General features: G+C 66.8%; 23 protein-coding genes and 1 tRNA gene. 6 read left to right on the forward strand and 18 right to left on the reverse strand.

Translation table 11 applies throughout. The annotated features are described in order from the left end of the window. Window positions 1-207 precede the first annotated feature (207 nt). The gene (locus tag AC3CD9_RS12550) at window positions 208-795 is read right to left on the reverse strand and encodes a hypothetical protein (protein WP_488364175.1); all 588 of its coding nucleotides are present in this window, start codon (window positions 793-795) and stop codon (window positions 208-210) included. 175 nt (window positions 796-970) lie between these two features. Between AC3CD9_RS12550 and AC3CD9_RS12555 the strand changes: the two genes are divergently transcribed. The 3 genes from AC3CD9_RS12555 (at window position 971) to AC3CD9_RS12565 (ending at window position 2,826) form a co-directional block, all read left to right on the forward strand. Then, window positions 971-1,909, forward strand: a complete 939-nt coding sequence (locus AC3CD9_RS12555; RefSeq protein WP_488364176.1) for a hypothetical protein — start codon at window positions 971-973, stop codon at window positions 1,907-1,909. Between the two features lie 143 nt (window positions 1,910-2,052). Then, window positions 2,053-2,125 (forward strand) — tRNA-Lys (locus tag AC3CD9_RS12560). A gap of 221 nt (window positions 2,126-2,346) precedes the next feature. Continuing rightward, on the forward strand, window positions 2,347-2,826 hold the full coding sequence (locus AC3CD9_RS12565) for an RDD family protein (protein ID WP_488364177.1): 480 nt from the start codon (window positions 2,347-2,349) through the stop codon (window positions 2,824-2,826). Window positions 2,827-2,846: 20 nt separating this feature from the next. On the opposite strand, the gene AC3CD9_RS12570 is transcribed toward AC3CD9_RS12565, so the two are convergent. From AC3CD9_RS12570 to AC3CD9_RS12590, 5 genes are all read right to left on the reverse strand, one after another. Next, entirely contained in the window at window positions 2,847-3,077 is a 231-nt protein-coding gene (locus tag AC3CD9_RS12570; RefSeq protein ID WP_488364178.1) for a hypothetical protein, read from the reverse strand. A gap of 47 nt (window positions 3,078-3,124) precedes the next feature. Then, window positions 3,125-3,376: a PspC domain-containing protein gene (locus AC3CD9_RS12575; RefSeq protein ID WP_139468021.1), complete on the reverse strand. Its 252-nt coding sequence runs from the start codon at window positions 3,374-3,376 to the stop codon at window positions 3,125-3,127. Between the two features lie 10 nt (window positions 3,377-3,386). Beyond that, window positions 3,387-3,956 carry a GNAT family N-acetyltransferase gene (locus AC3CD9_RS12580; RefSeq protein ID WP_488364179.1) on the reverse strand — a complete coding sequence of 190 codons (570 nt, stop codon included), beginning with the start codon at window positions 3,954-3,956 and terminating at the stop codon, window positions 3,387-3,389. Continuing rightward, window positions 3,953-5,230, reverse strand: a complete 1,278-nt coding sequence (locus AC3CD9_RS12585) for an FAD-dependent oxidoreductase (RefSeq protein WP_488364180.1) — start codon at window positions 5,228-5,230, stop codon at window positions 3,953-3,955. Before AC3CD9_RS12585 ends, AC3CD9_RS12580 begins: the two co-directional genes overlap by 4 nt. A gap of 156 nt (window positions 5,231-5,386) precedes the next feature. Continuing rightward, window positions 5,387-7,027 carry a glycosyltransferase family 2 protein gene (locus AC3CD9_RS12590; protein ID WP_488364181.1) on the reverse strand — a complete coding sequence of 547 codons (1,641 nt, stop codon included), beginning with the start codon at window positions 7,025-7,027 and terminating at the stop codon, window positions 5,387-5,389. 279 nt (window positions 7,028-7,306) lie between these two features. On the opposite strand from AC3CD9_RS12590, the gene AC3CD9_RS12595 reads away from it, so the two are divergent. Beyond that, window positions 7,307-7,825 carry a GNAT family N-acetyltransferase gene (locus AC3CD9_RS12595; protein WP_488364182.1) on the forward strand — a complete coding sequence of 173 codons (519 nt, stop codon included), beginning with the start codon at window positions 7,307-7,309 and terminating at the stop codon, window positions 7,823-7,825. A gap of 7 nt (window positions 7,826-7,832) precedes the next feature. Here the strand turns inward: AC3CD9_RS12595 and AC3CD9_RS12600 are convergent, their stop codons facing one another. From AC3CD9_RS12600 to AC3CD9_RS12625, 6 genes are all read right to left on the reverse strand, one after another. Then, window positions 7,833-8,942 carry a BadF/BadG/BcrA/BcrD ATPase family protein gene (locus AC3CD9_RS12600; protein ID WP_488364183.1) on the reverse strand — a complete coding sequence of 370 codons (1,110 nt, stop codon included), beginning with the start codon at window positions 8,940-8,942 and terminating at the stop codon, window positions 7,833-7,835. After that, window positions 8,939-10,006 (reverse strand): N-acetylmuramic acid 6-phosphate etherase, encoded by a 1,068-nt coding sequence (gene murQ / locus AC3CD9_RS12605; RefSeq protein ID WP_488364184.1) that lies wholly within the window; start codon window positions 10,004-10,006, stop codon window positions 8,939-8,941. Before murQ ends, AC3CD9_RS12600 begins: the two co-directional genes overlap by 4 nt. Continuing rightward, window positions 10,003-11,511: a sodium:solute symporter gene (locus AC3CD9_RS12610; protein ID WP_488364185.1), complete on the reverse strand. Its 1,509-nt coding sequence runs from the start codon at window positions 11,509-11,511 to the stop codon at window positions 10,003-10,005. Before AC3CD9_RS12610 ends, murQ begins: the two co-directional genes overlap by 4 nt. A gap of 116 nt (window positions 11,512-11,627) precedes the next feature. Continuing rightward, a complete protein-coding gene (locus AC3CD9_RS12615; protein WP_488364186.1) occupies window positions 11,628-12,851 on the reverse strand; it encodes an anhydro-N-acetylmuramic acid kinase in 1,224 nt (407 codons plus the stop codon). Then, the gene (locus AC3CD9_RS12620) at window positions 12,848-13,624 is read right to left on the reverse strand and encodes a GntR family transcriptional regulator (protein ID WP_488364187.1); all 777 of its coding nucleotides are present in this window, start codon (window positions 13,622-13,624) and stop codon (window positions 12,848-12,850) included. The genes AC3CD9_RS12615 and AC3CD9_RS12620 overlap by 4 nt, the downstream gene beginning before the upstream one ends. A 252-nt stretch (window positions 13,625-13,876) precedes the next feature. Continuing rightward, window positions 13,877-15,262 (reverse strand): GntP family permease, encoded by a 1,386-nt coding sequence (locus tag AC3CD9_RS12625; protein WP_488364188.1) that lies wholly within the window; start codon window positions 15,260-15,262, stop codon window positions 13,877-13,879. A gap of 95 nt (window positions 15,263-15,357) precedes the next feature. Here AC3CD9_RS12625 and AC3CD9_RS12630 point away from each other — a divergent pair, with 95 nt between their 5' ends. Further along, complete coding sequence (locus tag AC3CD9_RS12630) at window positions 15,358-16,020, forward strand: VOC family protein (RefSeq protein WP_488364189.1); 663 nt, start codon at window positions 15,358-15,360, stop codon at window positions 16,018-16,020. A gap of 39 nt (window positions 16,021-16,059) precedes the next feature. Further along, the gene (gene mgrA, locus AC3CD9_RS12635; RefSeq protein ID WP_488364190.1) at window positions 16,060-17,100 is read left to right on the forward strand and encodes an L-glyceraldehyde 3-phosphate reductase; all 1,041 of its coding nucleotides are present in this window, start codon (window positions 16,060-16,062) and stop codon (window positions 17,098-17,100) included. A 3-nt stretch (window positions 17,101-17,103) separates the two neighbouring features. On the opposite strand, the gene AC3CD9_RS12640 is transcribed toward mgrA, so the two are convergent. The 6 genes from AC3CD9_RS12640 to AC3CD9_RS12665 form a co-directional block, all read right to left on the reverse strand. After that, window positions 17,104-18,243 (reverse strand): aminoglycoside phosphotransferase/kinase family protein, encoded by a 1,140-nt coding sequence (locus AC3CD9_RS12640; protein WP_488364192.1) that lies wholly within the window; start codon window positions 18,241-18,243, stop codon window positions 17,104-17,106. After that, the gene (locus tag AC3CD9_RS12645) at window positions 18,234-19,499 is read right to left on the reverse strand and encodes a phosphotransferase family protein (RefSeq protein WP_488364193.1); all 1,266 of its coding nucleotides are present in this window, start codon (window positions 19,497-19,499) and stop codon (window positions 18,234-18,236) included. Before AC3CD9_RS12645 ends, AC3CD9_RS12640 begins: the two co-directional genes overlap by 10 nt. After that, on the reverse strand, window positions 19,496-21,388 hold the full coding sequence (locus AC3CD9_RS12650) for an ABC transporter ATP-binding protein (protein WP_488364194.1): 1,893 nt from the start codon (window positions 21,386-21,388) through the stop codon (window positions 19,496-19,498). Before AC3CD9_RS12650 ends, AC3CD9_RS12645 begins: the two co-directional genes overlap by 4 nt. Continuing rightward, window positions 21,385-22,692, reverse strand: coding sequence for a glycosyltransferase family 4 protein (locus tag AC3CD9_RS12655; protein ID WP_488364195.1), 1,308 nt, complete (start codon window positions 22,690-22,692; stop codon window positions 21,385-21,387). Before AC3CD9_RS12655 ends, AC3CD9_RS12650 begins: the two co-directional genes overlap by 4 nt. Continuing rightward, window positions 22,689-23,936 (reverse strand): glycosyltransferase family 4 protein, encoded by a 1,248-nt coding sequence (locus AC3CD9_RS12660; protein ID WP_488367550.1) that lies wholly within the window; start codon window positions 23,934-23,936, stop codon window positions 22,689-22,691. Before AC3CD9_RS12660 ends, AC3CD9_RS12655 begins: the two co-directional genes overlap by 4 nt. A gap of 106 nt (window positions 23,937-24,042) precedes the next feature. After that, window positions 24,043-25,383 carry a glycosyltransferase family protein gene (locus AC3CD9_RS12665; RefSeq protein ID WP_488364196.1) on the reverse strand — a complete coding sequence of 447 codons (1,341 nt, stop codon included), beginning with the start codon at window positions 25,381-25,383 and terminating at the stop codon, window positions 24,043-24,045. Between the last annotated feature and the right edge of the window lie 47 nt (window positions 25,384-25,430).

Below are 25,430 nucleotides of genomic sequence, written 5' to 3' on the forward strand. Positions count from 1 at the left end.
TTCAGCGATCCAGCGTCCGGTGGCCCGAAGGCCACCCCCTACGATACTCGTTCATGCTCATGAATCCACCGCCGAGGCGGCTCTTCGTCCGTTGAGAATCTCACAGTCGATGTCGTGGTCGGGCGGGAATATCCCGTCCCGACGGGGACCGTGCTCATTCGGTCGGGCGGTGCCGTCTCGGCGAGGGGATTGCCGGCGGGCTGGGGATCAGTCGAGGCCGCCTCGGCGATGGGCGACTGCGGCGTCGGACAGGTCTTGGGAGAGTTGGCGCAGGCGGACGGCGGTGTCGTGGTCGTCGGTGCCTGCCGCGCAGATGCCGACGAAGGCGGAGGCGCGCAGCAGCGCGATGACGACGTCACCGCGGAAGGCGCCGACGAGGATCTCGTCGATGGCGTGGGCCACCTCGTCGGGTCCGGCGGGCAGTTCGACGCCGGCAAGGATCTCGTCATAGCCGATGCCCTCGGTGACGCGGCGTTGGCCGTCGGAGAACATCTCGGCGAGTTCGCGAGGTGAGGACTTGATCCATTGGCGCAGGGCGTAGAGGCGCCACAGTGCGCCGGGTGCGGAGACGGCGGGAGCGGCCGACCACATCTCGGCGATGATCTCGAAGCCGATGTCATCGGCGAGTTCGACGAAGCGACTGGTGGCAGCCTCGTCGCGGTTTCCCTCTGAATCGCCGAGCAGCAGTGCCGCGGTGGCGTGCGAGGTCTCCGACCGGGCGACAGGATCGTCGACGGCACCGACGGAGTCGAGGTCGGCCAGGGGAACGGGACGGTGGAATGCGCGCTGTGACATGGTCAGGGCAGTTTAGTCCCTGTCAGGGTGCGCGGACTAGGACGTGGAGCACATTCGGGTTTTCGCCGCACGGTCAGGTTCTGCTCCCGGGACTCACAACGGACGCTATTAAACTTGGGTCTGATTCGTGACTGCGACCGGCAGTCGCGAGTGACCGAAACGAGGAGGAACTCTCGTGGCAAAATCATCAGTGGCGAAGAAGGGTCTCGACAAGGCTGCGAAGTTGGCAGTCAATGACGATGGGACCCTCAATCCCCGCGCCCAGTCGATGTTGTCGCGTCTGCTGTCCGTGCAGCGGCCCGTCTCCCTGGCTTATGTGCGCAGTCTGCGCCGCCGGCATCCGGACGCGACCCCCGAAGAGCTCATCACGATCATTCGCCGGCACTATCTGACCCTGACGACCTCCGGCGGAGCCGCGGTCGGTGCGACCGCGGCCGTTCCGGGATTGGGCACGACGGCGGCGCTGGGTGTCGCCAGCGTCGAGACCGCGGGCTTCCTGGAAGGCACTGCACTGTTTGCGCAGGCCATCGCAGAGATCCACGGACTGCCGGTGGCCGACGCCAAACGGGCGAACGCCCTAGTCCTCGGCCTCATGCTGGGCAAGGACGGGAAGAACCTCATCCAGAAGTTCGGCAAGCAGAACGGCGGCGTGGAGTCGATGTTCGGCAGCTGGGGCGCCACCGTGACCAAGCAGCTGCCGGCCCCGCTGGTCGATCTGCTCGTGCGCAAGCTGCGCAAGACATTCATCCGCAAGTTCGCCGCCCGTGCCGGCGGTTCGCTGGTCGGCCGGCTGCTGCCCTTCGGCGTCGGTGCGGTCATCGGTGCCGTAGTGAATGCACAGATGGCGCGGAAGGTCGCCGGGGAATCGAAGGAGGCCTTCGGCGCTGCGCCGACGGTCTTCCCCATCGAGACAGACCCCGAGTACGTTGCGCCGAAGAAGGATCGGAAGCTGCTGTCGAACCTCAAGCACGTGTCGGCTCTGCTCGGGAAGGTCAAGAAGAACAAGGCCGTCGAATCCTCCGTCATCGAACCCACGGATCCCGAGGAGCTTGAGGCTCCGGACGGTCTGCCTCGTACCTACACCGCTGAGGATCGGCGCGGCCTGGAGAAGTGAGCCGCGGGGCTTCGTCGGGAGGGAGTCGACGGACTCCCTCCCGACGGCGGGTTCTGGTTTGAGTAATTCGGGCGCGAACCTCTACTATTGGTTCGTCTCCATCATGCGTCAGCAGGCCTGTGTCCTGCGTTTGTGATGAGGCGGGGCCTCTAGCTCAGTTGGTAGAGCAGCGGACTTTTAATCCGCGGGTCGTGGGTTCGATCCCCACGGGGCCCACCTAGCCTGACCAGGCATGATACATAGCACCCCCGAAGCTTCGGGGGTGCATCATTTTCAACAGAATTTCAGCAGACGATTCAGTTCTCCCTCCGACCGCGGACCGTCGGGAGAGCTGTACCGGGACTGACACAGGATGTTTCCTGACGAACACCCCTGCAGGCGGGCGACCGCATAGAGTCGGAGTCGTCGACCGATCAGCAGCGAGAAAGATATACACAATGAGTTCGAACTACCGTGCCCAAGCTGGGCTTGCCGTCCACGGCCCCGGGACCTGGCGCAACCGCGGTCCGCTGACTCCGGCTCCGTCCGGCAGGCGCTGGTGGGCGAGGGTCCTCGACGCGATCTTCGTCCTCTTCTGCACCGGTACGGTCGTCGGTGTCGCCATTGCCCTCGCCGGGATCAACATCATCTCGCTCGATGCTGCTACTGGAGTTGCTCTCGCCAGCTATCCGCTGATGGCATTGGTGTTCGGAGTCCTCTACCGCTGCACTGTCTCCCCCGGCCAGGCGCTGTGCGGAGTCGTCACGCTCAAGCACAGCGGCAGACGCGTCGGATTCTGGAGGGGCATGACCCGCTATCTAGCGGTCGCGTTCTTCCCGATCACGGTCGTTCTCCTCATCTGGACGATCCTCGACGCCCCGACGTTCGATCTGGATCCGATCGACGTCTACTACCGCAGGTCGCCGCAGGTCTGGTAGTTCCGGCTCTAGGGTACGGTTCACCGTCGTCGCGCGATGATGAGCCCGAGGAACGCTCCTTGGTTGGCTGTGACCTCGGCATTGGGCATTGACGTCGCAGCACCTGACCTGCGCGCTGCGATGAGCGCGTCGTCTTCACCGACGAGAGTGTCAGTGAAGTACCTGTCGACCGCCTGCCATTCGTCGGCGGCTGGATAGCAGTTAGCCGGTGCGGAGGATTCGCTTTCGCCCATGCCCTCATTCTTGCGCATCGAGCGATCGCAGTCAGGGAGTCAACCGAGCGACCGTCGACCCGCTGTCACTCGATCGAGCGACCGCCGAAGACCTGCTGCAGCGGGATCGAATTGTCCTGCCACGGTGTGAGGATCCATGCGACGAGGTAAGCGCCGATCCCAAGCACAGGGAGGAGGAACGAAGCGAGGACGATGAGCCGCATGATCCAGACGTTGATGCCGGTCACCTCGGCAAGGCCCCCGGCAATACCCCCGAGGATGCGGTCGGGACCGCGACGGAAACCGATTCTGCGGATGGAGTCGAATAGTGAGTTCATGTCTTCGACTCTACGGATCCGCCGTCACCGCGGCACTAGTGCTGACCGTCGAGGCCGATTGAGGAAAACCGGAATCCGCGCCGATCCAGTAACGCCGCTTCGGCGGTCCATCACTGTTCTCGCGCACGTCCTCGAGGACTCCCCCGCACCGTTCGATCACACTTGCCGAAGCAATGTTCGTGTCATCGCAGGTGACGAGCACGCTCTCGACTCCGGCCGATCGCAGACGTTCGACCGAACGTGACAGAATCTGCCGGGCGTATCCTCGGCGACGAAAATCCGGGGCTACCGCATATCCGACGTGCCCGCCGAGATCGAACAGGAAGTCGTTGAGTTCGTACCGGATGGAGGTGCGACCGACGGGTCGACCGTCCACCTCGGCGACGAGGAATTCCGCGCGTACTCGACCCGGTGGGAGATCGATTCCGCGGGCCTCGCGCTCGTGGGTGGCGATGATGTCGTCCCACGTGCCCTCGGCTTGAAGGAATGCGAAGTCGTCGGCGCGCAGCTGCTCATGGAAGTCCCTCATCACCGCTTCATCGGCGGGAGCCAAGGGTCGCAGTTGGAGGATCTGGCTCATCGTGCTCCTTCGAATGCCGGTTCCTCGCGTCTCGCGAAATCCGGGGCGTGTTCTGCGGTGATTCCCATGCCGAGGATACGCGCCGGCACCACGGTGAGCGCGGGAAAGGTCCTCAGCAGCCATTCCAACGGCGCCGGCGGGCGGACGTCGCCGCCGTGGTGGACGACGGGTTCGATCATCCGGTGGATGCCGCCCTGCAGCAGTTCGACGGCCTTCGTCGTCAACAGGCGTCTGCGCTGGACCCGTCTCAGCTGCCGTATCGGCACTTCACCGGTGCGCAGCGAGTCGGCGAGCAGCCGAGCCGTGGCCACGCCGTCCTGGACGGCGAGATTGACGCCGACACCGCCGAGTGGACTCATCGCGTGCACCGCGTCGCCGATGCACAGCAGACCGTCGACGAACCACCTCGGTGCCTCGTTTCGACGCACGTCGAGCAGCTTCACCTCGTCCATCTCGATTCCGGCGACATCCTCGGCGAGGACGGGGAAGGTTCCGGCTACAGCGCTGCGGAGCGCCTCGGCACCCTCCGCCCGGAATCGTGCGTCCTCACCCTTCGGAATGAGCCGGGCGATCTGCACGTGCCCGTCCCGCGGAATCGCGACGAAGACGCTGCCGTCGTGTGAGCGGGGTGCCACGGAATCGGGGAGCTCGGCCTCGGTGTCGATCCGGAACCACCACACGTCGATCCCGGAATGCAGTTCGCGGACCGGCAGTCGCGCCTCCTCCCGCGCCTTCGACCAGCGACCGTCGGCGGCCACGACGAGTGGCGCCCGGAACTCGATCTCGCCGTCGACCCCGACCGCGCGGACGCCGATGACACGGTCGCCCTCCCAGATCAGGGACAACATCTCTGTGCCCATCCGCAGGTCGAATCCCGGTTCGTCCTCTCCGGCCTCGGCGAGCAGGTTGAGGAAGTCCCACTGCGGGGCGATGGTCATGAAAGGGTGCGTGGTGTTCAGCCGCGACAGGTCGCCGAGGATGAAATCCTCACCTTTCCGATCCTGGAGGCAGATATTGCTCACTCGACGGTGGGTGATGCGGGCGAACCGATGGTAGAGGCCCAGCTCGTCGAGGAGGCGCAGAGTGGACGGGTGGATGGTGTCGCCGCGGAAGTCGCGGAAGAAGTCCCCGTGCTTCTCGAGAACGACGACTCTCACCCCACCCCGGGCCAGCAGCAGGCCGGCCACGATTCCGGCAGGTCCGCCTCCGCTGATGATGCAGTCGAAATGCTCGATGTCGTGTCGGGCGGCGGGTGTTCTGTCGGTGTCGGCCATGACACTCTCCTCGGCTCGACGGCACTGCGGCTCCGGGAACCGGCGGCACCGTTGACTCTGTGAACGCTGGGGCTCAGTTCCCAGCGTAGACCTCGAACCGGGCGACGGAAATGGGGAACGTGCTCCGGTCACCCGGCTGACTGCCTCGGCGACGGGTCAGTTGGACCGTCCGCCGGCCATCTTCTCCGTGACGTCGAAGCGCTCACGGTAGCGGCCGGTGAGCAGGCACCACTGCGAATACAGCGCCGTCGAGGAGTTGAACACGAGCAGAGTGAGCGGATAGAGCAGCCACTGCAGCCACATCGTCACCCGGCGTTCGCGCGGAACGTGGATCGGCCGCGGCGGCAGCAGCGCATTGAACACGACGATCGAGACGATGAGTCCGATCATGCCGATCTGCTGAATGATGCCCACGGTCATCGGCATCCGCTCCACCAACGAGGTGGCCTGCCCAGTCTGTGTGGCCACGACGAAGGGGATCCAGCCGCCGATGGCGATGATGATTGAGATCGAAGCGAGGCTGACGTGCCCTTCGAGCAGGGAGAAGAAGCGCAGCACGCCCGGCCAGAACGATGCGCGGGCTCCGGGAGCGAAGACGCGCACACCGACATAGGGAACGTCGGAGGCACCGTACGACCAGCGGCTGAGCTGTTTGAACTGGGCGACCATCGTGGCCTTGAACGTTCCTGCCTGCACAGCGTCCTGGAAGATCGGGACGTGGATGGGTACGACTCGGTAGTCCCCGTCGAAGTGGAACCAGCTGCGCCAGTACTGGTGACCGTCCTCGACGATGGTCCGCTTCGACCAGAAGCCCATCTCGACCAGAGCAGTCAGCGGCTGCGCATGGGAAGCGAAGTTGCGCAGAGCGAGCCTGCGGACAGTGGTCGTGAGATTCCAGAAGCAGTTCGCGCTGGCGACCACTCGCGATGGTGCGGGCACGTCCCAGATGTTCGTGATGTAGAGGCTGATCGGCTGAAACGACAGACGCTCTCGGTCCGGCGCGGTCGCATATTCGTAGGCGACACAGTCGAAGTAGGACTCGTGCGGAATGTTGTCGCAGTCGAGGCTCGTGACGATCACCCGGCGTGGGTCGATGGCCTCGTCACGGACCCATTCGGCCAGGCGGTGACCGGCGTACGTGATGTTCGCTCCCTTGCCGGCGATCTCGTCGGGCAATCCGGCTGGATGTTCGACGAGGACGAAGGCGCCGAAGCGGTGGCCGTACTCGGCTTCGAGCCGCCGAGCCGTCTCGGCCATGGCCGGGCCGCCGCGTTCCTCATGAGCAAAGAAGACGAGGACCTGTTCGGGCTTCGTCGAGGTGTGCAGCAGGGTCCGAATGGTGTCGGCGATGACCGGATAGGGCTCGTTGAACGCGGCCACGATGACCGCGTGGAGCAGGGTCGATGGACGCATGATCGAGGCCGGATCGGCGCTGACTTGAGCGACGAGAGCGGCGTGGTCGGCAGCACGGAACCCACCCCGAGGATGCGCCAGGGAAGGGCGACCGTCCAGGGCCCGCTCGAGGTCGGTCAGGCGTGCCGCCCAGTCGACGCGAGCGCTGCGTCGGTAGCGGACGAAGCCGCGGGCGACATCGATCGCGCCGAGCATCGCCCGGACGAACATCAGCCCGACGATCGAGAGCACATAGACCGCTCCGAGCATCGCGTCGACGAACGGGAGGATGAATACGAGCCCGACCGCGGTGAAGCTGATCGCCGCCGGCAGGGCTTCGAAGAATCGATACAGCCGGGTACGCGGGCCCATCGGCAGTTCGAGGTCAGCGGGCGGTGGTGCCATCGGCTCGAACGAGAAGGCTCCCCCTCCGGAGCTCCGAGGACCGGGTGGTGACGGCCGGAGCGGTTGCGGAAGTGGGTGGCCCGAGGTTGGTGATTCGACGGCGGTGACTGGTTCGCGGTTCGCTCTCACTCTCTCGATCCTGGGTGCCTCGACTGGACAGCTGTTTGTCGGCAGGTGCAGGTCAGGTGAATATTTCGTGCCGGCGGCCGATCCTCCAGCATGTGTTGTGAATGGTCGTAGGCCCGGCGAATGATCGGCACCCGGGGGTAGAGTCGGTTCATGACACTTGAAGTCCGCCCCGCAGTCATCGCCGACGTCGCCGGAATGGCGCGCGTCCACGTCGACACCTGGAATGAGACCTACCGCGGGATCATGCCCGACGAACTCCTCGATGCTCCCGACCTCATCGACCGACGCCGACAGATGTGGACGCAGATCCTCGACGAGGCGGCTCCGTCGAAGTACACCAGCGCCGTCGCCGAATCCGATGGTCGGATCGTCGGCATTGCGATGGCGGGCCCCCCGGAAACCGACGGAAGCGTCGAAGACCGGCACCTCTACGTTCTCTACGCCTATCGATCCATGCACGGCACGGGCGCCGGCCAGGGCCTCTTCGACGCCGTCATCGATCCGTCCGTGACGACTGCGCTGTGGGTGGCGGAACCGAATCCCCGTGCCCAGGCGTTCTACTCAAAGAACGGGTTCGTCGCCGACGGCACGGTCAAGACCGACGAGTACGACGGGGTGCGCGAGGTGCGGATGGTGCGAGAGGACCGGGCTGAGGATCGCGCCACCTGATGGCCTGTCAGGCCCAGATGACCCGGTCCTGCGCGCTGAGTTTCCCACCGGCACCGAGGTGACCGAGCGTGAGTGCCCCATCCAACGGTCCGACTGCGGGCTCGACGATGGTGATGGTCGGATCCAGTCGTGCGGCTTCGGCGCGGAATCCTTCGACGAGGTGATCGCCCGCGGCCGCGACTCCCCCGGTGAGTGCGATGCGCACGGACTTATCCGTGGCCCGGTTATCTTCAGATCTGACGGCAGAGGATGGGGTGCCGTCGGCAGGGTTCGAGGCCGACGAAGTGTCGACACAGAGGGCTGCTCGAGCCGCGACGGCGCTGCGGGCCGCTTCCTGACCAGCTTCGCGGAGCAGGTCGGCAGATGCTGTGTCGCCGGTTCGAGCAGTCTCGGCGATGTCGACGACGAATTCGGCAAGCAGGCCTGCCCGGTCATTGCGCGTATAGAACTGTCCCGGCCAGGAGGCCGGTGGTCCGAAGCGTCGGGTGGCTGCCTCGAGCAGCGCACGGCCGTGTTCGTCGATTCCGTCGTGAGAGCGCAAAGCGAGTTCGAGACCATGGCGACCCAACCACGCTCCTCCCCCGCGGTCACCGAAAAGGTGCCCCCACCCATCGGCTCGTGACCATTCGGCTGACCAGTGGCCGGCCTCGTCCGGACCCGGATGGGCGATGGCGATCGCTCCGGTGCCGAGCACGGTGATCGCTCCTCCGGTACCGCCGAGGGCGCCGAGGTGGGCCGTCACGGCATCGATGGCGGCGACCGCCGGCACGCCGTACTCGGCCGAGATCTCGGCGAGGATTTCGGCAGGATCCTCGGCGAGAGAGGCGATCCCGGTCGCACCGATGCCGATTCCGCCGACCTCGGAGAAGCGATCGGGCCACGTCTCTGCGGCAGATTTCACGAGATCGCGAACGATATGAAGGACGTTGCTGCCGCTCGGCCCGATCTCGATCCGCGGGCCGGTGAGTTGGTCGATGATGCGTGGGACGAAGCCCCCGCCGTCAGCGATGCCCGGTCTGCTGGCGGCATTGCCACGATGGTCAGCAGCATCGCCGACGTCACCGAGTGCGGCCCGGCTGCCGGTGCCGCCGATGTCGATGCCGAGGATCAGGCTCATGCGCCCACGGTACCCGGCCCGGGGTTGTCCTGGGCGGAGTCGTCCGGTCCGGAGCCGGCTCCAGCATCGGACGATGCACCCACCCGGACAAGCTCCGCGATCGCGGCTCTGACCGATCCGTCATGGGACTCCAGAGTCGACCCGGCCAGGGCGGGGGCCGCCTCGGTGAAGGAGACGACGATGGCGGTCTTGAGATCGCCCTCGCAGCGCTCGAGCAGAGCTCGCGCGTCGGCATCGTCGAGGTCGGCGGCCTCGCGGAGGATGCGCACGGTGCGTTCGCGCAGCTTTGCGTTCGTCGCGACGACGGAGACCATGAGGTTGTCCCAGGTCCGTCCGAGAGCGACCATGAGCGCGGTCGAGAATCCGTTGAGCGTGAGCTTCTGGGCGGTGCCGGCCTTGAGCCTGGTCGATCCGGTAATCACCTCGGGGCCGGTGTCGAGCACGATGTGGTCATCGGCCTTGTCGGCCAGAGAGGCGTGCGGGTTGTTGGAGATGAGCACAACGTGGGCGCCGTTGGCTCGCGCCGCGTCGAGCGCCCCGCCGACGTACGGGGTCGACCCGCTCGCGGCGATGCCGATGGCCACATCGTCGAGTCCGAGCTCGGCACCGGCCGCGGACCCGTCGGCCCCGGAGTCCTCGGCGTTCTCCACCGCATTGACCAACGCAGCCTGTCCGCCGGCGATGTGCCCGATGACCCGACCCGGCTCGAGGTTGAACGTCGGCAGGAGCTCGCTCGCATCGAGGACGCCCAACCTCCCCGAGGTACCTGCGCCGAAATAGTGGACGCGGCCGCCTCGGCGCATGCGGTCTGCGGCAAGGTCGACGAGTTCGGCCAGCTGCGGCAGGACCGCGGCGACCGCATCGATGACGGCGTGGTCTTCGGCGTTGAGGACCCGCAAGACTCCAAGCGTGTCGAGGTCGTCGAGTCCGGAGCTCGCCGAATTGCGCTGCTCGGTCGGCGATAGCGGCCGGCCGGCCGCCAGCGGTGCCGTTTCAGACGTCGGCGGGGTCGGTTCCGACGTCGGCGAGGTCGGGTGGGCTGAGCCCGGCTGGGAGGAGGTCATGGACGGGGGCTTCCTTCCGCCTCGGCGATGGTGGGTTCTTCGACTGTGGTCGTGTGGCGCAGACCGAGCAGGCCGCCGACGATGAAGGTGACGATGACGCCGAGCAGCGGGTACCACTGCCACGCCACCCACACCTCACCGGTGACGTACTTCTCCATGACGAAGAAGAACGCGTTGACGGCCACGGCCAGGGCGAAGGCGATGTTCGCGTCGACGGCCCGGGCCCTCTTGTTGACGATGCCGAAGACGAACGCACCGAGCAGACCGCCGTACGTGATGCCGGCGATGCCGAGCGCCAGGATGACGATGTTGCCGGAGTCGGATTCGAAGACCGTGGCGGGCAGGATGAACGCGATGCCCCAGCCGATCGTCGCCCAGCGACCGACCCTGAACCCCTGCTCGTCGGTCATCGGGGTGCGCTTGAGCTTCGCGTAGACGTCGTTGACCGTCGAGGACGACAGGGCCGACAGCGACGAGGACAGCGTCGACATCGCAGCGGCGAGGATGCCGGCCAGCAGCAGTCCGGAGATTCCCGTGGGCAGTCCTTCGATGATGAACAGCGGGAAGATCTCGTCGTCGCGGGTCAGGCCGAGGTCCGCGGGCAGCGCGTGATCGTAGTACGCCCAGAGAGCCAGACCGACGGCGAGGAAGATCGCGAACTGGACGACCACGACGAATCCGGAGGTGATGAGAGCCTTCTGCGCCTCGAGCTTCGACCGGCACGACAGCAGGCGCTGAACGATGAGCTGATCGGAACCGTGGGAGGCCATCGCGAACACTGCGCCGCCGAGAACCGACGGGATGAACGAGGTGTCCGCGGAGATCGGGTTGCCCTCGAAGACGAAGATGTTCGTCTTTCCGGCCTCGACCGCCTCGGCGAGCCACCCGCCGCCGATCGATGCGGAGATGATGATGATCGCGAGGATCCCGCCGAGGACGTAGAGGATCATCTGCGCGACATCGACCCAGACGACAGCCTTGATGCCGCCGATGAACGTGTACACGATCGTCACCAGCGAGAGGACGACGATGATGACGAAGTAGTTCGTGTGGATGCCGAGTCCGTCGAGGATGACCTTGAGCGGGATGGCCGCGGCGAGCACGCGGATGCCGTCGGCGAGCAGTCGGGTGAAGAGGAAGGTCACGCCAGCCGTGGTCTGCGTCGACTGGCCGAAACGTTTGCCCAGGTAGGCGTACGCAGTGATCATCTCACCGTCGTAGTAGCGCGGCAGCATGAAGTAGGCGACGATGACGCGGCCGAGGATGTAGCCGAGTCCGAGCTGCAGGTAGTTGAGGTCGCCGAGGTAGCTCATGACGGGGATGCCGATGACGGTGAGCGCGCTCGTCTCGGTGGCGACGACGGACAGGCAGACGGCCCACCACGGCAGGTCGCGCCCGCCGAGGAAGTAGCCCTTGAGGCTGCTCTGTTTGCCGCTCAGTGCCAGTCCCAGCCACGCCGTTGCGACGAGATAGGCGATGATCACCAGGAGGTCGATGATCTGCATTGGTCTCTCCTTGTTGGGGGTGTGAAGTGTGTCGGGTGGTCGGTGGTCAGGAGGTGCGTTCGTTTGTGTGGCCGGGCGGGCGCGGCGGGTGGCGGCCGCGGTTCAGTCGGCCAGTCTCAGTCAGCCAGTCTCAGTCGGGTGGGTCGTCGGTGGAGGGGTTCGGGCAGACGGAGCGGCCCGTCACCGGGAGTGAACCGGCCCGCGATGCGCGGTCCGATCGCCCCGGTCAGACTCGGCTGCGTGCCGTCGAGTCCGTGCCAGCTCAGCCACCCGAGGAGCGCCATGAGCAGCGCTTCCTTGCTGCCTTCCGGCAGCCCGAAGGCCTCATCTGTGCTCGTGAAAGCGATGCCCTCGCCCAGTTCCTCGCCGAGGCGGCGCATCAGCTCTGGATTCCTCGTCCCACCTCCCGAGGCGATGACGGTGGTGACATTGTGCTCCCGGACCGCCTCGGCGATGGTGCGCGCGGTCAGCGCGGTGACCGTGGCGATCTGATCATGCTCGCCGAGGTGGGGGTGGGATTCGAGGTATGAGTCGAGGTAGGAGGCGTGGAAGAGTTCCTTGCCCGTCGATTTCGGGGCGGGGCGCGTGTAGAAGGGTTCGGTGAGGAGCGCGGTGAGCAGGTCCTCGTCGACGGTGCCGGCAGAAGCGAGCGCACCGTCGCGGTCATAGCCCTGCCGGCCGTCGGTGATGCGGCGGGCGAGGATGTCGATGAGGGCGTTGGCCGGGCCGGTATCGAAGGCGATGGGATCGTGGCCAGGTGCGATGACGGTGATGTTCGCGATTCCGCCGAGGTTGAGCACCGCGGTCGGCGCCTCGGCGTCGGAGAGCAGGAGGGAGTCGAGCAGCCCGACGAGCGGGGCGCCCTGTCCCCCGGCAGCGACGTCACGGGAGCGGACGTCGGAGAGGACGGGCGCACCGAGTCGTTCTGCGATGAAGGCCGGCTGTCCCAGCTGGAGAGTCGAAGTGACCTGTCCGTCGGTGATGTCGTGGCGGACGGTCTGTCCGTGGGAGACGACGAGGTCCGGAGCCAGATCGTGGTCGGTGCAGAGTTCGGACAGGGCGTCGGCGCAGAAGCGTCCGAGCCGGGCTTCGACGCTGCTGACCAGTGACAACGGCAGATCTGCCGGTTCGAGGAGGCGAAGGATGTCAGCGGAGAGCCGGTCGTCGAATGGGGTTTCGCGTTCGGCGAGGATCCGCACGGTCAGGGTGGTGGGGTCCGCGCCGACGAGGTCGAAGCTGGGGGTGGGTTCCGTGTCGCTGATGGGGTCGGGTCGGAACTCGGCGATGACGAGGTCGAGGCCGTCGGCGGAGGTTCCGGTCATGAGTCCGGCGATGATCATGGCTGCACTCCTCCTGTGTGGTCGGGAACTGTGGTGGGAGCGGTGTCGGTGGGGGCGGCTCCGGATGCCGCCGGGGCGGGGACGGTTAGTTCGGTGCGGACCTTGTACCGGTCGCCTCTGTAGACCGAGCGGACGAACTCGAAGGGGCGGTCATCGGCACCGCGGGAGATGCGTTCGAACAGCAGCGCCGGTGAGAGCTCTTCGACGCCGAGGTGTTGAGCCTCGCCGGCGTCGAGGAGGGTCGGTTCGATCGTCTGCACGCTGTGGTTGAGGCGGATGCCGAAATTTCGGCGCAGCAGTTCGTAGAAGGACTGGTCCTCGAGGTCGCCTGGGCTCAGCCCCGGGACGAGAGCCGAGGGGACGTGGAGTTCTTCGAGAGCGATCGGTTCGTCATCGGCCAGGCGCAGGCGCAGGATCGCGATGACGTCGTCGTCTTCGGAGATGTGGAGTCGACGAGCGATGTGCGCGCCCGCCTCGGCGACGTCGAAGCTGAGGATATGGGACCCGGGACGCATTCCGCGGGCGAGCATATCCTCGGAGAAGGAACTCGCAGCCAGCGGTTGGTCGAGTTTCGGCCCGAGTGCGAAGACGCCCGTGCCGTGACGCCTGCGGACCATGCCCTTGGCGACGAGTTCGTCGATGGCGCGGCGCAGGGTCATCCGCGAGATGCCGAGAGTCTCGGCGAGCTGTCGTTCCGGAGGGAACTGCTCACCGGCGGCCATGTCCTCGAGGCGGTCGAGGAGCTGGTCGCGGATGGCATGGAATTTCGTCACACCACCATTGAGGCACAGGACACACTGCGAAATCAAGACCACTGGTCTATTTTGTGGTGCCCGGCCCCTCGGCCAGCGTTTCACTCGCGCCTTCGATCAAGCGTTCCCTCGCTTTCAAGCGCTCCCTCCCCTCGATCAAGCGGGGCCGCGAACATGGCGTCGTCGACCACGACATATCCGCGCCCCGGCTTGAATGGCGGAAACCGGGCGAGCTGAAGTCGGGCGGACGGAGACCGGGCGGGCGGAGACCCGTCAGACGAAGAGCAGTGAGAGCAGGAAGGCGAAGATCAGTCCGAAGACGCTGACGAGGGTCTGGACCATCATGTGAGTCTTGGTCGCCTGACCGATCGTCATGCCGAAGCTCTCCTTGACGAACCAGAATCCCGCATGGTTGACCCAGTTCAGACCGATCGATCCCGAGCCGATCGCAATGACGACCAGAGACACGTATGCCCCGGAGTGATCACCGATGAGCGGTGCGACGATTCCCGTCGCCGAGGTGATTCCCACCGTCGCCGACCCCGTGGCGAACGACAGCAGGATGCCGATGAACCAGCCGAGCAGGATGAGATTCATCTCCAGATGAGAGGTCGCGCCGACGACGGCGTCGCCGATGCCCGAGTCCTTGAGCACCTCGTTGAAGGCACCACCGCCGCCGATGATGAGGATGACTCCGGCGATCGACTTGAGGCTGTCGCCGAAGGAGCTGCGGATCCGCTCGCCGCCCATTCCCGAGGTCCATCCGAGTGCGATGGCGGCGAAGATGACTCCGGCCAGCATGGCGATGATCGGGTTGCCGATCACCTCGGCGATGGGTTCGAACGATGACTCCGGCGCCACGAGCTGAACGACGGTGTGCACGAGCATGAGCACGACGGGGACGAGGACGGTGACGAAGGCGAGCCAGACCGGAATCGTTCGCAGTTCCTTCTGGTCCACCTCGGCGCGGGCTCCGGTGTACTGGTCGATGAGGTCTGCGGTCGGTTCGAGTTTGACCCGTGGGGCGATCCAGCGGGCGTAGACCGGGCCGGCGAGGATGACGGTGGGAATCGCACAGACCAGTCCGAGGCCGATGGTCATTCCGACGTTCGCGTCGAGTCCGGACACGGCGATGAGCGGTCCCGGATGGGGCGGAACCATGCCGTGGAGGCAGGCGAGCGCAGCGATCGCGGGAACGAGGATGCGCAGGTACCACAGCTTCTTCTGCCCGGTCTTCTTCTCCAGCTGCGAGGCGACCGCGTAGATGACGGGGATGAGGACGACGAGCCCGACCTCGAAGAACATCGGGATGCCGATGATGAAGGCGACTCCCGTCATGATCCACGGCGCGGCTTTCGGCGAGGAGTGCTCGATGACGAGGTTCGCGATCCGCTGGATGGCTCCGCTGTCGGCCAGAAGCCGTCCGAGCATCGCTCCGAGGGCGACGACGACACCGGTCTCGCCGAGGGTGTCGCCGGCTCCGGCGGCGATCGTCTCCGGAATCTTGCCGATCTCCTCTCCGGCGGCCAGGGCCGTCACGGCGGAGGTGATGAGGAGAGCGAGGAACGGGTGCAGCTTCGTCTTCCAGTTGATGAGGAGGATGAGCAGCGCGATCGACGCGAAGAGAAGCGTCACGAGGTATGCGGTTGAGCCAATCACCGGGGCAACGTTACGCCCCTGACTGCTGGATCCGGGAACGAGGGGTTCGCACGCGAGGGGTTCACTCAGGACGGAGAAGTCCCTAGCATGAAGCCATGACTGCATATACCGGACAGAAGCTGCTCGACGCACTCGACTCCCAAGGGCTCGGCGACTGGCAGGGGCTGCCGGGCTGCATCGGCGCCCGTTTCCTCACCGGAGATTTCGCGACCGGCCTCGATCTCGTGGCTGAGATCGGGTCCCTCGCCGAGGCGGCCGGCCACCATCCGGATATCACCCTGACGTTCCCGCACGTCGACATCCGCCTGACCAGCCACGACACCGGTGCCGTGACCGAACGTGATCTCAACCTCGCGGGACAGATCAGCGAGGCGGCCGCCTCGGCGGGGGTGAAGTCGGACCCGAGCATTCCCGCACTTCTCGAGCTCGGCCTCGACACCGCGAACCAGGACGCCATCGCCCCGTTCTGGGCGGCGCTCCTGACCGGGGATGCGAGCAACGTCTCCGGACCCGATGTCATCGACCCTGCCGGACAGATGCCGCTGCTGTGGTTCCAGGACTGCGAGGAACATGAGGTGCCGCACCAGCGTCTGCACGTCGACGTCTCCGTTCCCGCGGCGGTCGCGCCGGAGCGGATCAGGGCCGCGGTCGACGCCGGAGGCACGATCGTCGACGAGTCTCAGGCACCGTCATTCACCGTCCTCGCCGACGCCGACGGCAATCGCGCCTGCGTGTGCACGCTGGCCGCTCGCCCGTAAGCTGGGACTCGACCTCATCCGCTCAGCCCAGGAGTCCGTGTGTACCTAGCCGCCGAGAACCGCTACGACTCGATGACCTATCGCCCCGTCGGTCGATCCGGGCTCGTCCTGCCTGCGTTGTCACTGGGACTGTGGCACAACTTCGGCGACGATGTCGCCTTCCAGAACCAGCGCGATATCGTTCGTCGCGCCTTCGACATGGGCATCACGCACTTCGACCTGGCGAACAACTACGGTCCTCCCCCGGGCTCGGCGGAGACGAACTTCGGTCGGCTGCTGCGCGAAGACCTCCACCCCTACCGCGATGAGCTCATCATCTCGACGAAGGCCGGTTGGAACATGCACCCCGGCCCTTACGGTGGCCCCGGAGGAAGCCGCAAATACCTCCTGGCCAGCCTCGATGCGTCCCTGCGCCGACTCGGCCTCGACTATGTCGACATCTTCTACTCCCACCGCCCCGATGCTTCGACGCCTCTCGAGGAGACCATCGGCGCGCTCGACTCGGCCGTGCGCTCCGGTCGCGCGCTCTACGCCGGGATCTCCTCATACTCCGCCGCCGATACGGCCCGGGCCTCGCAGATCGCCCGCGATCTCGGCACTCCCCTGCTCATCCACCAGCCGTCGTACTCGATGTTCAACCGGTGGATCGAAGACGACGGGCTGCTCGAGACCACGAACGACGAAGGGCTCGGCGTCATCTGCTTCTCCCCGCTGGCGCAGGGCCTGCTCACGGACAAGTACCTCGGCGGAGTGCCCGAAGATTCGCGCGCGGGCAAGGCGAAGCCATCGTTCAAGGACGGGTTCCTAAGCGCAGACAACCTCGCCCGGATTCGGTCGCTGGGCGACATCGCCGCCGCGCGCGGTCAGTCGTTGGCACAGCTCGCCCTGGCCTGGGCGCTGCGAGATGAGCGAGTGTCCTCGCTGGTCATCGGGGCAAGCCGTGTCGAACAGCTCGAGCACAATGTCGCGGCTCTCGATGCGGCACCGTTGAGCGATGAAGAACTCACGGCAATCGATGAATTCGCCGTCGATTCCGGTGTCGATATCTGGGGAGATGCTCGCCGCAGCACCGCGGAGTGAGATCTAGCGCGCCGCCTCGAGCAGCCATCCGATCCGGTCGCTCCACGCGGGGCGGAAAGCGTAGACGCAGGCGAGCCGAATGAGGGTGGCTCGTTCGTACACACTCACCCTGGCCGGTTCGATCCCCACCGCCGAGACGACCCGGGCGATCTCATCGATGACCGCGGCCGCCTCGGCGGGGGTCCACAGTCCCTGCTCGGTGCGCCACCGGGCATGCGCGCGGAGGTTGCCGAGGTCGAGCGCCCACTCACCCCGGCACGCCGTATCGACGTCGAGCAGCCCCGGCCCGGAGACCGGGTCCCACATGATCTGCTTATCGTGCAGATCCCGGTGGATGAGCCCGATCGATCCATCCCTCGCCGAGGCGGCCCCCTCGTCGAGTTCGGCCGCGACCTCTGCGATGAGTTCGTCCACGTCGGCGAGCAGAGTCTCCGCTTGTGCAGTCCGCGCGGTTTCGAGCAGGGGACGGGCGCGCTCACGCCATAAATGGAGGACCTTCACTTCGTCCGCGGCCCCATGAAACGGCATCGCGGTCGACAGTTTCGGCGCAGTCGCTGGCACGGTATTGGTCGGATGTGCCTTTGCCTGAGCCCAGGCGTCGAGGGACTCGGCCCAGGCGCGTGACCACTCTTCGCCGAGTTCGGCCGGATCGTGGAGTTCGACTCCGGGCACCACGCTGAGCACGACGGTCGAAGAATCCGAACTGAGCACCTGCGGGAGGGCGAAACCGGGAAGGAACCCAACCGCTCGGCGTTGTCCCGCGATGACGTTGGAGGCCTTTCCGTCGCGCACGCATTTGGCGAAGCTGCCGTCGCGCAGGCGGACGACGGCGCGTCTGCCCGGCCGATGGGAGACCAACCGGCCTCCGTCCTCGAGCAGCCTGGCAAGACCCGGCAACTTCGGGTCACGGTCAGCGTCGAGGACAGTCACGCCGCGTTCGTCGAGATAGCCGACCCGGATCCCCTGGCCAGGAAGAGAAGCCTCCCACGCGATTCGACTGTCTCCTGCGGGCCAGGCTCGGCGCACGTTCCAGTCCTGTCCGTCGATTGTGACTGCGTCGGGGATGTGCAGGGCTCCGCCCCACTTCGCTGCAGCCCTAGTCGCCGCAATCGGCTTCGTCACGGTCTGATTCGTCACGGCCATGGTGCGACCTCCGTCGTCGGGGCGTTCCGTTCCAGAGCGGAGCCCGCGAGGTCGATGATTCGCATCGTCTCGTCCCTCCAGCTCTCGGAGCAGCCGCGCCAGGGTTCCAGTCCGGCCACGAGCATCGCCCACGCCGTCCATACGCCCAGGTCGGTCGCCTCGCCGCCGGCGGAACGGTAGCCGTCGATGAAGGGTCGCTCGAGCTCGTGCAACCGGGAATCGATGCGGCAGGCCGCGATCCACCGCCCCAGATCCATCCCGATCGGCCCATACCCTGACCGATCCAGGTCGATGATCCGGCACTCGGAATTCGCCAGAAGCACCTGGTCGGGGCTGAGGTCCCCGTGGATCTCCCGCAGTTCCCGGCTCGGCCCGAGGCGTCGGCGCAGTTCTGAGAGCAAGCCGGCGATGTCCGCCTCTCGTTCCGGGAGCAGACGAACCAGCGACCGGCTGATGGTCTCGAGTTGGTCGAGCGGAGAGGCGAGCGAGCGGTCCGCCTTCGCCGAAGCGCTTACATTCTCTGCCGGTTCTCCGTCGGTCTCCGGCACACCGCTTCTGTGCAGTTCGGCGATGATCACGCCGACCTCTTCGGCGACGTTCGGATCCGGTCGATCGCTCAGGTCGCCGGTCCCCCACCACGGCGAACGCGTGGCGGTCTCACTTCCGCCGACGAACTCGACCGGCAAGCTCGGCAGCTGCGTGCGCTGCCAACGGTCGGCCGCCTCGGCGAGGTGGATCTGGGAGTCGGCGGCGATCCGCACGAATTCCGGCGCCCCATCGGCCGGGGTGTGTTTGAGCAGCAGCCGCCTGGCGGGGTTGTATCCGATGATCCGCAGATCCCCGCCGAGGTGGCCGAGTGTCCGTGCGGCGTGCTTGCCGATCCTGGGGTCGGCCAGCACACCGCCGGTGACCAGCACGGCACCGGTCGCACCTGCCGAACGCGGGTCGGCAGCCGCGTGGACGATCAGCTCCTGCCCGTGCCGGGCGGCCCGCCGCCGAGCGTTGGCGAGCTTGTCCGGGCTCGTCAACACCGCGGTGAATCCCCAACCATCGAATTCGCCGAGGTGACCGGGCTCCTCCCGCTGCCACGCGACGATGGCGCTCTGACCAGGTTTGACGCGGATACGCCGGGGCCGGACCGCAAAACCGAGGCGTCGGGAGAGACCGTCTGCCGATCGCAGTTCGTCGATATAGGGCAGCAGGGAGAATCGCTGGTCCACGACGTTGTTCACCGGGTCGGAAATCGAGACGGTCATGATGAAGCTCCTGCATAGGTGGGGGCGCTGCCGACGGTGGGCGGTTCGGACGGACGTGGCGCCGCCTTCACGGACCAGTTCGGCACGCTGTCGGCTTCGTCGGCCTGCGAACGGATCCACCGGGAGAAGCGCGAGTCCGCGGCTGCGGCCAGCTCGCTCGGTGTTCCGTCCTCGACGATCCGCCCGTCCTCGAGCCACACCACGCGGTCGAGTCCGCGGATCATCGCCACGTCGTGGCTGATGACGATGCTCGTGCGGCCCGTCGTCAGCGCGGACACTGAATCGGCCACCTCGGCGCGGGTCTGCGGATCGAGTCCTGTCGTCGCTTCGTCGAAGACGACGACCGGGGCGTGGCGGACGAGGGCGCGGGCGATGGCCAAACGCTGCCGCTGCCCGCCGGAGAGAGTGTCCCCTCGTGTGCCGAGCTCGGTGTCGTAGCCGTCGGGAAGAGAGCGGATGAACTCATCGGCACGGGCCGCACGGGCGGCGGCGACCACCTCGGCGTCGGTGGCGTCGAGCCGACCGTAGCGAATGTTCTCGCGCACGCTCGCGGCGAAGAGCACGGACTCCTGGAGGAGGACGGAGACGTTCTGCCGCAGGGAGGCGCGGGTGACGTTGTGGGTGTCGTAGCCGTCGAGGTAGATCGATCCGGAGTCCGGCTGCGACAGCCGCAGCAGGTAGCTCATCAGGGTCGACTTTCCGGCTCCGGAGGCACCGAGGATACCGACCTTCTGTCCTGCCGGAATGAGCAGGTCGAGTTCGTCGAACAGGGGCCTGCCATGCCCATCGGTCGAGGTGATGCGGTTGAAGACGACGTCACCGCAGACCGGGCCCATCGACACGGCGTCGGGGGCGTCGGCGATCTCGACGGGTTCGTCGAGGAGGTCGGCGATCCTCTCCCCCGAGGCGGCCGCGCGCGCGATCCGGCCGGTGTACTTGGCCATGTCCCGCAGCGGCTTCATCGCGATCTTCAAATAGAGGAGGAAGAGGACGAGGTCGCCCGGGGACATCGCCCCGCGCAGCACCTGCCACCCGCCGAAGGCGAGAACGAGGGCCTGCGAGATGCCGACGAGGACATCCGTGGAGCGCTCGAGCCCGGCGGCCAGGCGACGTGCCCTCACTCCCGCTTTGAGTGCGCGTTCGTTGCCATCGGCGAAGTCGCGGGCCACGGTCTTCTCGAGTCCATAGGCCTGGACGACGCGGATGGCACCGAGCGCCTCGGCGGCGGATCCGACCAGGCGGCCCTCGCCCTTGCGGGTGGACCGGGAGGCCTTCGTGATCTTCGGGGTCGCCACCTTCGACAGCAGTCCGTAGACCGCGGCGGTGACGAGCACGATGGCGCTGAGCACGGGGTCGAGGACGACCATGACTACGAGCAGGACGGCGAGGGTGATCACGTTGCCGACCAGCGGCAGCCCTGCGGTGACGGCGACTTCCTGCAGCCGTCCGATGTCACCGACGAGTCGCTGTGAGGTGTCTCCGATCGAGGCCTTCGAGTGGTAGCGCAGCGACAGGGATTGGACATGATCGAACACGCGTGAGCGCAGTCGGGTGGCCACACGGGCACCGACGAGAGCGAAGCAGATCGTCGAGGCGTAGTTCGCCGCTGCCCGTCCGCCGACGATGACGGCCATGCCGATGGCCACGACCGCAAGAGTCGTACCTACTCCGGCGTCGAGGCCGAACGTCGGGGCGATCTGGGCGCCCAGGGCCGCGGTGACGGCGTCGACGGCGATCTTGATCGGCCACGGTTCGAGGATGCGGAAGACGACGTCGGCCAGCAGTGCGGCCATCCCGCCGATGATCAGCCACGTGTGCCGACGCAGGTGCGGGCGGATGATCCGCAGGGTCCGCCGCAGCGCGGACGCCGTGAGCTTCTTGCCGCTCATGAGATCACCGCCGAGGCGGGGCGCCGTCCCGATCTGCCAGATCCCCTGTCGACGGGTGCGGCACTAGTGCCGACGCCGGCGGCTCCCGTCACCGGCGCGAGGATCTGTTGGCATCGACGCATCCAGGAGTGGTTGGTCAGGGCCTCGACGCGAGCGCGTGCTCCCATCGTCGTGCGCAGTTCGGCGTCGTCGATGAGTCTCTGCAGGGCCCGGGTGAGGTCCGCGGTGTCGGCCGGGTCGGTGAGGATCGCGGCTCCGGTTCCTGCGAGCACGCCGGGGATCGCCCCGACCCTCGATGCAACGACGGGCAGTCCGGCGGCCAGGTATTCGTAGACCTTGAGCGGTGAGAAGTAGTTCTCCCCTGCCGGGTACGGGGCGACAGCGATATCGAATTCGCGCAGCGCCTCCGGCACGGCTTCGGGTGCCAGCGCTCCGTGGAAGCGCACTCGCCCACCCAACCCGAGCGAGCGCACCTGGTTCTCGAGCGCCTCGGACTCGGGGCCATGGCCGACGATGTCGACGCGGAAGTCCCCGACAAGTCCGGCGCAGGCGGCGATGAGCCGATCCGTGCCGTGCCACGGTTTGAGCGTGCCGACGAACCCGATCTGCACCGGACCGTGAACACTCGGAGGTTCCCCACCGAGGCGGTCCTCACACATCGCGTCACCGCTGGGTGTCCCGATTCCTTCTCCGCCGACGCGGTCGTGATCTGGCCGTCGGGTGATCCGTTCCGTGTTCACTCCGTTCGGGACGACGCTCACGTCGTCGAGGCCGGGGTAGTCGGTGCGGACCCAGTCGGCGACGAGTTCGCTCACGCACACGATGCGCTCGGCTCCGGCAAAACTCACCGCCGTGGCACGGGCGGCGTGTTCGGCGTGGACGAGTCCGCGATGGGTCCGCTGCTCCTCCAGCAGAGGCGCATTGACCTCCATGATCAAAGGCACGTCGAGGCGCTGGCTGATCCGAGCACCGGCCGTGGAGAACAGCGAATACCGTTCGTAGACGAGGTCGAACCCCTGCCCCGAGGCGGCCACCGTGTCCGTGACCAGGTCGGCGAGCATGTCGGAGAGTCGCAGCAGTGCGATCTCACGCTGGGAGCGGTCGAGACCGCGCGGCACCTCGAGTCGGGTGATATCGAGGTCGGCGAGGTCGGAGGGCACGTCGTCATCGGTGCGGGTGCAGAAGACGCTGACCTCATGGCCGAGTGCTCGGAAGGTGCGCACGACCTCCTGGACGTGGACGCTGGCACCTTTCGTGCCGAAGACTCCGATGCCGGGGTCGAGAAGGACATAGGCGATTCTCATGACACTGACTCCATTTCACGGACTGTCGGAACGGCAGGGACCGCCCCAGGCACCGCCGCAGCGTCGGCCAGGCTCGCGAGCTGCCCGGCCTGGACGGCCGAGTCGTGCAGGCGGCACACCCGGTCACGGGCGGCATCGGTGACGGCACGGATACCGGCGGGATCCGTGCGGAGGGCGGCGGCCACCTCGGCGATGGTGGAGGCGATGCTCTGCTCATCGGTGCCGTCGACGAGCCACCCGGTCCGGCCGTGGTCGATGACCTCGGGCACGGCGGTGACGGCCCCGGCGATGCAGGGAATTCCTGTGGCCATGCCCTCGAGCAGCACGGTGGGCAGGCCGTCGGCGTTGCCGTCGGAGCCGATGACGAACGGGGAGACGAGGATGTCATGGTCGGTGAGCATGTCGCGGACCTCGGCCTGGGTCAGCGCTCCGTGGAAGGTGACGAGGTCGTCGAGTCCGAGTGTGTGGGACCGGGACCGCAGCACCTCCTCGAGGGGGCCGGTGCCCACGAGGTCCAGACGGCAGCTCATGCCTTCGGCCCGGAGGCGGGCGAGCGCGTCGAAGAGGTGGGCGAATCCCTTCTTCTCGACGAGGCGGCCGACGGCCAGCAGCGCGGGCATGTCTCCCGTCGCGCCCTGCTTGGGCCGGTAGGGGAAGCGGTCGATTTCGAGGCCGTTGCGCACGACGACGATCCGGTCGGCCAGCTCGGGGCCGAGCACCCGCGACAGGTAGCGGCGGTTGTAATCGCTGATCGCGATGACATGGTCGGCGTCCGCGGTCTTGCGGGCCAGATCGGTGAGCACGACATCCTCGTGGAAGATGTCCTTCGCATGCGTGGTGAAGGAGTAGGGAATCCCCGTCAGCGCCGAGGCGGCCCGAGTCACGGTCGTCGACACCGACGCGAAGTGCGCGTGCAGGTGGGTGACCTCGTGGTCGAGGGCCAACCGGGCGAGGGTGAGGGCTTGGATCGCATCATCGTGGCCAAGTTCCATAAGTTCGCCGAGGTGGTCCGGCACTGCCGCGGCCACGCGCGGTTCCGCTGCCGCCTCGGCGAAAGACTGCCAGAAGCTGCGGGCACTCGAGGGCCGGTCGATGTGGATGACCTCGGCGCGGACGCGGGCGAGTTCGGGGTGGAAGCGGGTGTCCGTGCTCGGGCGGAGGGAGAAGATGACGAGGTCCTCTCCGGCGGCTTCGCGGGCGAGGATCTCGGAGACGATGAAGGTCTCGGAGAACCGCGGGTACATCTTGAGCACGTAGGCGCGGCGGCCGGGATGTCTTTCCGGTGGAGCGGTCGGGGCTGCCGGTGGACGCGGTGTCGGTGTGGCCGGTGTTGAAAGGTTTGGTGTCTGTTCAGACAGCATGGCTGGTCTCCTCCAGGGTGATGGGCAGACGGGCGGACGGTGCTGTGCCGGCGGCCGCGGTCGCCGTCGCAGATGTTGACGCCGGTGCGGTTGTCGGCGTCGGTGCGGTTTCGGATCCGAGTGCCGTTGCCTCTGCGCGGACATCAGCGATGAGTTCGGCTGCCAGGCTGGGAACGTTGGCCAGTCCCGTGAGATCGATATGGGAGCGGTCTGTGGGTCGCCCGACCCGGCCGGCGAACCATTCGCTGAGCACATCGGCGTCGAGGCTGTCGATCGTCAGAGCGTCGACCGCTCCGACTGCGGCGAGGGCGAATGCCCGCCTGGGCTGTTCGGCCCGGTGTCCCTTGCGGGGGACGACAAGAGCAGGGGTATCGGTGGCCATGACTTCGGCCAGAGTGTTGTAGCCGCCCATGCACACGACCGCCTCGGCGGAGGCCACGAGTCCGGGGATGTCATCGCAGTGACGGATGACAGCAGTGGCCGCACCGGCACGCGCACGCAGTCGTTCGAACTCCTCGGTGTCCATCTGCGGACCGGTGACGACGAGGTGACGGTGGCCATCGGGCGGTTCGGCGTCCACAGCGATCGAGGCGAGGCTGCCACCGTCGGATCCCCCGCCGAGGCAGGTGAGAACGACGCGCTGGGTTCCGCCCCCTGCCGTCTCGACGTCTGCCGTCAGGCGACTCGCAGCCACGGTGCCCGCCGCCAGAACGCCGCCGTCATCGGGGCGGTCCTGTGACAGGTAGCCGGTGGTCACGGCCTTGACCGCCAAGGTCGCTGGCACTTCGCCTGTGGACCGGGGATCGTAGACGTCCGGGTCACCGTAGATCCAGACTTCGTCGAAGGATTCGGCCACGCGTGCGGGCCCGCCGACCTTCTCCCATTCGGCAGCGATGACGGACGGGGTGTCGAGGACTTCGCGCAGCCCGAGGACCGTACGGCAGCCGTAGCCGCGGACCTGGTCGATGGCCTCGGCGAGCTCGCCGCCGATGCCGAAGGGATGCCGGTCGACGATGAAGAGCTCAGGTCGCTGCTGATCGAGGATCGCCGAAATCGCCGCCGCCCGCAGTGCCCGCAGGCCCTGCATCGAGGAGGCGAGCGCCCGAGGCACGTAGCCGCCGGGGGCGGGGGTGACTCCGGGCAGGATCACCCAGTCCCACCCATCCGGCAGGTCGAATCGCGTGGCCTCAGGACTGCTGGCGATGAGCAGACCGGAGACCTCCCGGCCGGTCAATGCCGGCAGGTCCCGGGCCAGGGCAAAGGCCAGAGCCCTGTTGCGGCGGATGTGGCCCAGTCCCAGCGAGTCGTGGGAGAACAGTGCGATTCTCAATCGTCGTCTCATACATCTCAGCCTGTCGGCTGTGATTAAGATGAGGT

It is taken from the genome of Brevibacterium sp. MGP-B1, assembly GCF_057766545.1.